The sequence below is a fragment of the Bradyrhizobium sp. P2_E8 genome, from assembly GCF_056403875.1.
Map to the genome: position 1 here is coordinate 1 of NZ_JBFUES010000659.1, position 4392 is coordinate 4392.

The 4392-nt window shown below is 63.7% G+C and carries 5 protein-coding genes; 4 read left to right on the forward strand and 1 reads right to left on the reverse strand.

The annotated features are described in order from the left end of the window. From AC1D00_RS28950 to AC1D00_RS28960, 3 genes are all read left to right on the forward strand, one after another. On the forward strand, positions 1-509 hold a 509-nt coding region (locus tag AC1D00_RS28950; protein WP_477013017.1), incomplete at its 5' end, for an SDR family NAD(P)-dependent oxidoreductase. Positions 510-576: 67 nt separating this feature from the next. Further along, the gene (locus AC1D00_RS28955) at positions 577-1581 is read left to right on the forward strand and encodes an NADP-dependent oxidoreductase (protein WP_477013018.1); all 1005 of its coding nucleotides are present in this window, start codon (positions 577-579) and stop codon (positions 1579-1581) included. Positions 1582-1694: 113 nt separating this feature from the next. Then, positions 1695-2138, forward strand: coding sequence for an SRPBCC family protein (locus tag AC1D00_RS28960; RefSeq protein ID WP_135172596.1), 444 nt, complete (start codon positions 1695-1697; stop codon positions 2136-2138). Between the two features lie 227 nt (positions 2139-2365). Here the strand turns inward: AC1D00_RS28960 and AC1D00_RS28965 are convergent, their stop codons facing one another. Continuing rightward, positions 2366-3697 carry an Hsp70 family protein gene (locus AC1D00_RS28965; protein WP_271576525.1) on the reverse strand — a complete coding sequence of 444 codons (1332 nt, stop codon included), beginning with the start codon at positions 3695-3697 and terminating at the stop codon, positions 2366-2368. 290 nt (positions 3698-3987) lie between these two features. Here AC1D00_RS28965 and AC1D00_RS28970 point away from each other — a divergent pair, with 290 nt between their 5' ends. Further along, complete coding sequence (locus AC1D00_RS28970; protein WP_167770437.1) at positions 3988-4125, forward strand: hypothetical protein; 138 nt, start codon at positions 3988-3990, stop codon at positions 4123-4125. Positions 4126-4392 lie beyond the last annotated feature (267 nt).

Consider the following 4392-nt stretch of genomic DNA (forward strand, 5'->3'; position numbering starts at 1 on the left):
GCGTCGTGCCCCACATGCGCCGCCAGGGACACGGGCGCATCATCAACATCGGCTCCGTGCTCGGCTTCCTGCCGATGCCGTATGGCGCGCTCTATGCCGCCACCAAACACGCGGTGGAAGGCTATTCGGAATCGCTCGATCACGAGCTGCGCATGTGGGGCATCCGCGTTTCGGTCATCGAGCCCGCCTACACGAAGACGCCGTTCGATGCGAATTTCATCGAACCCGATGCCAAGCTCGATGAATATCGCGACGTCCGTGCCGGCGTCAGCAAGCGGGTGAACGAAGTGATGGCGACGGCCGAGCCACCCGGCGTCGTCGCCGATACCGTCCTCGCAGCAGCCGATGCGGCGCGCCCGAAGATCCGGTACACGGCCGGCCGCCTTGCGGGCCGTCTGCGCTTGCTTCGACGCTTTGCGCCGGCCGGACTGGTGGATGCCGGAATTCGAAAGGACCTGCGGCTTGATGCCGGTCGCGTCGCAGCCGCCGGCCGCGCGCGCGCGTTCTGAAAAGCCGCCGCGGCGCGCCGACGGCCATCATCACAGCCAGCTCCGAACATCCCATACGCAGGGACACATGAAAGCACTTGTCCTGAAACGTTATGGCCGGCCGGATCAGGTCGCATTGACCGAAATGCCTCGGCCTGCACTCAAGCCGGACGACATCCTGGTTGAGGTTCACGCCGCCGGCCTCAATCCCATCGACACCATGATTCCGAAAGGGACATTCAAGCCCATTCTCAAGCTCGATCTGCCGGCAACGCTCGGCAGCGACCTCGCCGGCGTCGTGGTGGAGGTGGGACGCCAGGTGACCCGCTTCAAGCCGGGCGATGCCGTCTTCGCCAGCATCTTCGATCTCCGCGGCACTGGCGCGCTCGCGGAATTCGCGTGCGTGCCGGAGAACGCGGCGGCACTCAAGCCCGCCAATCTGGACTTCGTGCAGGCAGCCTCGATCCCGATGGTCGGACTGACCTCGTGGCAGGCACTCAAGGAGCGCGCGCATCTCAAGCCCGGCCAGAAAGTCTTCATCCCCGCAGGCTCAGGCGGCATCGGCACCTTCGCGATCCAGCTTGCAAAATATCTCGGCACGAAGGTCGGGACGACCACGAGCACGGGCAATGTCGACCTGGTCCGCAGCCTCGGCGCCGACGAGGTGGTCGACTACAAGAGGCTGCAATTCGAGGACGTGCTGACGGACTACGACGCCGTGCTGGGCACGGTCAGGGGCGATGCCATCGAGAAATCGCTGCGAATCCTGAAACCCGGAAGCACGATCGTCTCGCTCGTCGGCCCACCGGATGCCGCGTTCGCGCGCGCCCGCGGCATGAACTTCGTCATGAAGTTCCTGTTTGGGCTGCTGAGCCGCAAGATCATCCGCGGCGCCAGGACGCGCGGTGCGGCCTATTCGTTCCTGTTCGTGCGTCCGGACGGCGGCCAGCTCGCGGAAATCGGCAAGCTCCTCGAAGCAGAGCGTATCCGGCCGGTGATCGACAAGATATTCCCGTTCGACCAGGCCAAGGAGGCGCTCGCCTATCTCGAGCAGGGCCGCGCCAAGGGGAAGGTCGTCGTACAGATGAGGTGAGGCAAGAAAATCCGGGACGTCGTGTCGGATCGGCGACGTCTCGGTCGTCCTCAGGACATGAATGGGCCGTAGACGCTAATGCCGGGTCCATCAATGCAAGAGGATGAATGAACATGCCCAGCACTGTCCGCCTGCACCGCGTTCTCGCGACCAGCCCCGAGAAAGTCTATCGCGCCTTCCTCGAGGCCGATGCGCTGGCAAAATGGCTTCCGCCGAACGGCTTCACCTGCACCGTGCATCATTTCGAGCCGAAGGTCGGGGGCACGTTCAAGATGTCGTTCCGGAACTTCACGACGGGCAACAGCCACGCCTTCGGCGGCGAATATCTCGAGCTCGTTCCCGGCGAACGTCTCCGCTACACCGACAGATTCGACGATCCCAACCTGCCCGGCGAGATCCAGGTGACCGTGATCCTGAAGAAAGTTTCTGTCGGCACCGAGGTGGACATCACGCAGGCCGGCATCCCCGACGTGATCCCGCCGGAAGCCTGTTATCTCGGCTGGCAGGAATCGCTGCGAAACCTGGCAAAACTCGTCGAGCCCGAGATCAATCAATAGGGCCAAAGCGGAGCGAGCGCCTCGTCCTTCGAGACGACCGCTTCGCGGTCTCCTCAGGATGAGGCTAAACGGCATCGGCGCCCGTTGAAACTACGGCCACGCACTCCATCCTCATCCTGAGGGCCCGCCAAAGGCGGGCGTCTCGAAGGATGGCCGCAGAAACGGTCTTCAAATGCCATAGCCTGTCCGCAAGCGGGGCGAGCAATCGAGCCCGGTCGCCTCGCGGCCTACGCGCCCGCCTTCGGCGCGATCCCGCCGCTCGCGGTCCAGCGGTCCGGATCGGGACTGTGGCCGATCAGGGCAAGGCCGTAGGCGATCGACTCGAACTGGTCGCCCGACATCAGGCGTTCGTTGCCGAACCGATCGGCGAACAGCTTTCGGACGGCGGGCACGAAGGAGGTCCCGCCGGTCAAGAACACTTTTTCCACTTCGCGCGCGGTGATGCCGGCTTCGCCCAGCACCTTGTCAACGGTCGCACCCAGCCTGGCGATATCGTCGGCAATCCAGGATTCAAAATTCTTCCGTGTGATGGTCGAGCCGATGTCGACCCCGCCGCCTTTGAAGCGGAAATCCACCTGATCCTGCCCCGACAGCGCGACCTTGGCGTTCGAGACCGCGCGGTACAGCGAAAAGCCGAGGTCGAGATCGACGATGGTGATGAAATCCTCGAGCAATTCCGGCTTCAGCGCGGTGCGCGCCAGCTCGCGGAGCTCGCGCAGATCGCCGTTGCTCTTCATCATCGCGAGCTGATGCCAGCGCGCGAGGTTGGTGTAGTGGCCGGTGGGGACCGGCAGCACCTTGTCGAACGAGCGGAAGCTCGAGCCTTTTCCCAGCCGCGGCGAGACGACGTGGTCGACGATGCGGTAGTCGAACGTGTCGCCGGCAATGCCGATGCCGGCGTGTCCAAGCGGCTCGGCGCGCAAGACACCGCCCGTGCGCGAGAAGCGCATCACGGAGAAGTCGCTGGTGCCGCCGCCGAAATCCGCGACCAATACGGTGGCATCGCGCTCCAGGCGGCGGGCAAAGGAGAACGCGGCGCCCACGGGCTCGTAGACATAGCGCGCGTGGCCGGCGCCAAGGCGCTCGAACGCGGCCCGGTAGCGCTGCATCGCCAGCGCCTCGTCGGGATTGCCGCCGGCAAAGCGCACCGGGCGGCCAACCGTGATCGTCGACGTCTCGAAGCCGAACCTGTCACCGCCATGGCGCGCCAGCGTCCGCAGGAACGCCGCCAAAATATCCTCGAACTTGAAGCGCTGCCGGAACACCTGCGTGGTGTTGAAGCTGCTGCTCGCGGCGAAGGTCTTGAACGACTGGAGGAAGCGGTAGACGTGGCGTCCTTCGAGAAACTGCTCGATCGCCCACGGGCCGCCTTCGGCCTGGGCGCCGGCTCCCGGCCGGTCCTCCCAGAAGCACAGGGCCGAGACGTAAGTGCTGTGGCGTTGTCCGCCGTGATCGAAGCGGATGGCCTCGACCCGGCGGTCGTCCGCCGCAAGCGCTACGACCGTATTGCTGGTCCCAAAATCGATGCCGATCGAGACGGCGGGCGAGGCGCTCGACATGAACCACTCTGACAGTTGATTGGAAAAGGGGGCAGACCACTAACGACTTTGACCTGCCCTGCCAAGGCCCGGATCCCCAGGGATTCCGCCCAAATCCGCCCAAATGCGCGGCTTCAGCGGCTGTTTTGCAATTTTCAGCTCGGAACGGCCCCATTAACGCATCATTATGCTGCAATGCGGGAGAGCGCATGCTGCTATGCAATGGCATGCATGGACATTGGCATCTGGTATACATAGATTGCCTTTCGAAATGAGACAGCACTACTGACCGTCTCAAGAAAGGAATTCCGATGTCCAAGACCGCTTCCGTCGCTCTCGCCCCCTCCTCCACCTTGTTCTCGCGTTTCATGGCCGCGGTCGACCGCTTCCTGATGGCCAGCGCCGATATCTCGAATCACAACGGCGACCTGCCCCGTTTCGGCCTGTAAGCGCGCGCTTCCTGCGCCGCGGGAGCCGCACGCCGGTTTCGCAGGTGTCGACATACTACTTTTGATGAATGGCCCCGCAGGACGGGGCCATTTCTATTTGTGCTGTCCCGAGTCACTGCCGCAGCCGGAGAAGGATCCTGCGGCATTTGCGCACGGTGACCGGACCAGCGCTTGAACCTTGGCATAATGAATACAAGAATGCCTCTCCAGCGCTCGCAGAAAATTAGAGGCGCCACGGGAGGCTTTATGACGGACATGGTGCAGGCA